This window comes from Phenylobacterium sp., from assembly GCF_028290885.1.
GTDB lineage: Bacteria > Pseudomonadota > Alphaproteobacteria > Caulobacterales > Caulobacteraceae > Phenylobacterium.
Window position 1 is genome coordinate 1 of sequence record NZ_JAQGIZ010000126.1, and the last position, 5,068, is coordinate 5,068.

Genomic DNA, 5,068 nt, shown 5'->3' on the forward strand with positions numbered 1-5,068 from the left:
AGGCGTCCGCCGTGCTGGTGGGCGTGGCTTCGTCCGCGGAGATGTCCGCCGAGGTGGCCGCCGCCATGAGCCCGCCGCCGGACCTCGAATGGGACGAGATGGCGCTCGACGATCCGGTGGCGCTCGACCCCCGCGCCTGGGCCGCCGCCTAGAGCTTGTCCCGTTTCGATTGCATCGAAACGGCGCTCTAGGTTCTTTGCTGGTCGCTCTTCCTGATCGGCTGACTTGATCAAGTCAGCCGGGAAACGCTCTAGACCAAGGCCTTCTTGTAGAGCGCCGTAAGCTCGCCCCAGGCGCGTTCCGCGCCGGCCTCGTTGTAGATGGCGCTGCCCTTGACGCACCAGCCGTGGGCGCAGCCTTCGTAGACCTCGACGCGAGCCGGGACCTTGGCCGCGGCGAACGACGCCTTCAGCACGTCCTTGGCGTTCGGCTGGGCCTTGTCGTCGTTGTCGGCGACCGCTGAATAGACCGTGGCCTTCATCTGCGGGATCAGATTGTGCGGGCTCAAGGGGTCGGCGTGGTCCTTGGACACCAGCCCGCCGCCGTGGAAGGTGGCTGCGGCGCCGATGCGGTCGCGCACCGCCGCCGCCGTGCGGTAGGTCAGCGGCCCGCCCATGCAATAGCCCTGCACGCCGGCCTTCTTCTTCCGGTCGGTCTGCGGCTGGGCGTCCAGGAAGGCGATGTAGGCGACGGAGTCGCGGTCGATGCCCGGCGCGTCCAGGCCCTTGCGGTTGGCCGGGTCCATGACCTTGGCGCGGTCGGCGGGATTGTTGAAGTCGATGTTTCCCTCGACGATCGGGGCGTGCTTTACCCGGTAGAAGGGGTTGGGGACCAGCACCACGTAGCCCTGGGCGGCCAGCCTGCGGCCCATGTCGCGGAACACCGGGCGAAGGCCCATGATGTCGGGCCAGATCAGCACCGCGGGCCAGGTCCCCTTGCCCGGCGGGTGGAAGAGCGCCGCGTCGGCCGTGCCGTCGGCGGTCTTGACGTTGACGTCGGTCTCGACGACCGCGGCTTCCGCCCCGCTGGCCGCGGTGGCGGCCAGGCCCACGACGGCGAAACCGGCCAGGCCGAAGGCGCGCCGCGACACGGTCGGGTCCTGGATCAGGCCCGGATGGATCTCGTCGTCACACATGGTTTTCGTTCCTCCCGATGCTCGCGGCGTAAGGGCGCCCGCCAATGTTACGGCGTTATTTCCGGAAGGCGAGGGCGCGGCTCAGGCGGCCTGGGGCATGTTGGAGGCGAAGGAGGCGCGCGTAATGGCGATGCTGAGACCTGTCGCTGCGCTCAGGACGTCCATCCGTGCGTCGAGCTGCTTCACCAGCGCGCCTACGATGACCGTGCCCAGCCCGCCCGCCGGCTCCGCAAGGTCCTTGGGGTCCTTGCCGACGCCGTTGTCCGAAACCACGAGCTTCCAGTCGGCGCCCCGGCTCTCGTAGGTGACCATCACCAGGGAACCTTCCTTGTCCTTGGGGAAGGCGTATTTGAGCGCGTTGATCACCAACTCGGTGACGATGAGGCCCATGCTGACCGCCTGGGCGGACCCGATCGTGCCCTCGTCGGCTATGACCTGCAGGATAATCGGCTGGCTGTCGCCGATCATCGAATCCGCCAGGCTCTCGCAGAGCTTGGACAGGTAGGGGCCGACCTCGATGTGCTCGATGCCGTCAGTGGCGTGAAGGTGGGATTGTACGCTGGCGACCGACATCACCCGCTGGTGGGCGTCACGCAGGTGCCGGCGGGTCTCCTCCGAGGTGACCATGCGGGCCTTGAGCAACAGGATGCTGGCGATGATCTGCAGGCTGTTGGCGACCCGGTGCTCCATTTCCTGGAGCAGGACCCGTTTTTCCCCGAGGAGCCCCTCGGTCTTCTCGTGCAGGTCGTCCTTGGCCCGCTCGATCGCGCGCTGTTGCGTCACGTCGGTGAAGGCCAGCAGGATCGCGATGTCCGCGCTGGTGTCGAAAATCACCTTTCGCGCATTCAGAAGCATGGTGCGAGGGCCAACACCGGGAAAGTCGTGGGAAACCTCGAAACCGTCCATGGCCGTCCGCTCGGGGATGACCGTTTCCAGCAGCAGGCGAAGCGCCGGGATGTTCCATTGGCCGTCGCCCAGGCCGTAGAGCGATCGCCCCAGCGTCTGGCCGCGATCGACCTTGAAGGTTTCGTAGAAGGACCGGCTGGCCGCGACCACGTTCAACTGCGCGTCCAGGACGACCAGCGGCTCGTGGATCGTGTTGACGATGGCCTGGGCGAGCGTCTGCGGACTCTCAAGCCCGGGTATGGTGGTGATCATCGGGACCGATCTGGACCGTTAGCGGCCGCGGGCCGAACTGGCCCACCGCGCCTGAACACCGTAGGCCAATCGCACTGGAAAGTCTTCGTGGCGGACGCTTCTGGGTCGGAAAAGGCGGATCGCTCGCAAGGCGGCCGAGGTTCGGCGGGTCAAGCGCGGCGAAGTTGCTGCACGCAGGCCCGCAGAAGGCTGGCGCGGGCAGGCGAGATGCTTTGGTCGGTGAGTTCCCGCAGCGCGCCCTCCAAGGGCTCGCCCCTGTGGCGCGCGCCCAGCCGCCAGACCTCTGCGCGCACTTCGGCCTGCGTGACCCCGCCTGCGCCGAGCCAGCCCAGCAGGTTCATGACCCGCGGCCCGATGGCGGCAAGGGCGCCACTACTGCGCCACGCGACGCAGGTGGAGGTTCTCGCGGCGGAGCTCGTCCGGAGAGGCGCTCAGTGCAGCCATTGGACCAGTCCGCCGACGATGGCGACCAGCACCAGGCCCGCCCAGAGGGGCACGTTGCGCGGCGAGAAGAAGGGGGTCTTCGGGAATTCGGGCTCGACGCTCACGACCGGCGGGCCGGCAGCAGCTTGAGGACGGCGGGCGCGACGATCGCCGCCAGCACGCAGAGCGCCGAGGCTATGAACAGCAGGGGCATGGGACTTGGCTCGAAGACCGATGGCCAAATCGCAGGGGCTCAACCGCTTGAGTGGCGGCGCCCGCCCGACGGCGCACCCGTGCCATATGGGGACGGCGGGCCCGATCCCCTAATGTTGAAAACGTCATGGCCCGGCTTGTCCGGGCCACCCATCAACACGGGAGAGCGCGATTAGCCCCGGCGGCGCCGCTGCGTGCAACCGCGGACGCGGAGACCTTGGGTGGCCCGGACAAGCCGGGCCATGACGAATATATTATAATATCAACCGCTTGTGGGTTCTGACCCTATTCCGAGCCGGGCGCTATTTCCACGCCCCGTAAGGGTCGACAAAGGGTTTGCCGAGGGCTTCGGCGACGGCCGGGTGGGTGAGCTGGCCCTTCAGCACGTTGAGGCCCTTGGCGAGGTGCTTGTTCTTCTTGAGCGCGTCCAGGCCCTGGTCGGCGAGCTGGAGGCCGAAGGAGAGCGTCGCGTGGACGAGGGCTTCCGAGGAGGTGCGGGGCGCGGCGCCCGGCATGTTGGCGACGCAGTAGTGGACGACGCCGTCGACGGTGTAGGTCGGGTCGGCGTGGGTGGTCGGCCGGCTGGTCTCGAAGCAGCCGCCCTGGTCGATGGAGACGTCCACCAACACCGAGCCGGGCTTCATCTTCTTCAGGTGCTCGCGGCGCACCAGCTTGGGGGCCGAGGCGCCGGCGGTCAGCACCGCGCCCACCACGACGTCCGCCTTCAAGACCTCCTCGTCGACCGCGTCGGCGGTGGAGTAGCGGGTCAGGATGCGGCCGTGGAACATGTTGTCGAGGTCACGCATGCGCGGGATTGAGCGCTCGACGATCACCACCTCGGCGCCCAGGCCCGCGGCCATCCGCGCGGCGTTCATGCCGACGACGCCGCCGCCCAGCACGACGATCCGGGCCGGCGGCACGCCGGGCACGCCGGAGAGCAGCAGGCCCATGCCGCCGTTGTGCTTGAGCAGGGTCTCGCCGGCCGAGAACACCGCGATGCGGCCGGCCACCTCGGACATCGGCGCCAGCAGCGGCAGGCCGCCGTTGGCGTCGGTCACCGTCTCGTAGGCGATGGCCGCGCAGCCGGAGGCCAGCAGGCCGTCGGCCTGCGCCGGATCGGGCGCCAGGTGCAGGTAGGTGAAGAGGATGTGCTTGGCCGTCAGGCGGGCCCACTCGGCGGGCTGCGGCTCCTTGACCTTGACGATCAGCTCGGCGGCTTCGAACACCGCCGCGGCGTCGGGCAGGATCTTGGCGCCGGCCCGCACATAGGCCTCGTCCGGATAGCCCGCGCCCTGGCCGGCGGTGGTCTCGACGACCACCTCGTGCCCGTGGCTGACGTACTCGCGCACGGCGGTGGGGGTGAGGCCGACGCGATATTCGTCCGGCTTGATCTCGCGGGGCACGCCGACGCGCATGGAAGGCTCCATCAGGGTGGGTTTTTGCTAGTGCGGCGCGGTTTGAGGGGAAGAAGTGGCCAAGTCAATGGGGACGCCACCGGGCGGGGGCCGCGGCTCGTCGTTAGACGGCCGCCCCGAACAGGCGCCCGATGCCGGCGGTGATCGCCATGGCCAGCGCGCCCCAGAAGGTGACCCGCAGCACCGCTCTCAAGACGCTTGCGCCGCCGGCCCGCGCGCCTATGGCGCCCAGCAGCGCCAGGCTGGCCAGGGCCGCCGCCGCGACGGCCGGCGAGACCCACCGGGTTGGCGCGAGGACCACGACCGCCAGCGGTACGGCCGCGCCGAGGGAGAAGGTCAGCGCCGAGGTCAGAGCCGCCTGGATCGGCCGCGCTGTGGTGACGCTCGAGATACCCAGCTCGTCGCGGGCATGGGCGGCGATCGGGTCCTTGGCCATGAGCTGCTCGGCGACCTGGCGCGCCAGGGCCGGGTCCAGGCCCCGCGCGACATAGAGCTCCGTCAGCTCCTGGGTCTCCGCCGCAGGGTCGGCTGCGAGCTCGTCGGTCTCCCGAGCGAGGTCGGCCTTTTCGGTGTCCGACTGGGAACTGACCGAAACATACTCGCCCGCCGCCATGGACATGGCTCCGGCCACGAGGCCGGCGGCTCCGGCCAGGACGACGCCGCCCTTCGCCGGGGTGGCCGCGGCCACCCCGACGATCAGGCTGGCGGTGGAGACGATGCCGTC

The 5,068-nt window shown here is 69.3% G+C and carries 5 protein-coding genes and 1 pseudogene; 1 reads left to right on the forward strand and 5 read right to left on the reverse strand.

The genetic code is table 11. From position 1 onward, the window contains the following. Positions 1-152 (forward strand): annotated as a pseudogene (locus JWP28_RS08480) (bifunctional regulator KidO); the annotation flags it as partial. 98 nt (positions 153-250) lie between these two features. Here JWP28_RS08480 and JWP28_RS08485 read toward each other — a convergent pair. From JWP28_RS08485 to JWP28_RS08505, 5 genes are all read right to left on the reverse strand, one after another. Further along, a complete protein-coding gene (locus JWP28_RS08485; RefSeq protein ID WP_299542019.1) occupies positions 251-1,135 on the reverse strand; it encodes a dienelactone hydrolase family protein in 885 nt (294 codons plus the stop codon). Between the two features lie 81 nt (positions 1,136-1,216). Beyond that, entirely contained in the window at positions 1,217-2,293 is a 1,077-nt protein-coding gene (locus tag JWP28_RS08490; RefSeq protein WP_299542021.1) for a PAS domain-containing sensor histidine kinase, read from the reverse strand. 149 nt (positions 2,294-2,442) lie between these two features. Beyond that, entirely contained in the window at positions 2,443-2,634 is a 192-nt protein-coding gene (locus JWP28_RS08495; protein WP_299542023.1) for a hypothetical protein, read from the reverse strand. A gap of 597 nt (positions 2,635-3,231) precedes the next feature. Then, positions 3,232-4,344, reverse strand: coding sequence for an alanine dehydrogenase (gene ald / locus JWP28_RS08500; RefSeq protein WP_299542025.1), 1,113 nt, complete (start codon positions 4,342-4,344; stop codon positions 3,232-3,234). Between the two features lie 103 nt (positions 4,345-4,447). Then, positions 4,448-5,068 (reverse strand): VIT family protein (locus JWP28_RS08505; RefSeq protein ID WP_299542027.1); only part of this gene is annotated, 621 nt, incomplete at its 5' end.

Bases quoted from the DNA above. Each gene is read 5' to 3' on its own strand.
- JWP28_RS08485 (WP_299542019.1), bottom strand. From the start codon at position 1,135: ATGTGTGACGACGAGATCCATCCGGGCCTGATCCAGGACCCGACCGTG.
- JWP28_RS08490 (WP_299542021.1), bottom strand. From the start codon at position 2,293: ATGATCACCACCATACCCGGGCTTGAGAGTCCGCAGACGCTCGCCCAG.
- ald (WP_299542025.1), bottom strand. From the start codon at position 4,344: ATGCGCGTCGGCGTGCCCCGCGAGATCAAGCCGGACGAATATCGCGTC.
- JWP28_RS08495 (WP_299542023.1), bottom strand. From the start codon at position 2,634: ATGAACCTGCTGGGCTGGCTCGGCGCAGGCGGGGTCACGCAGGCCGAA.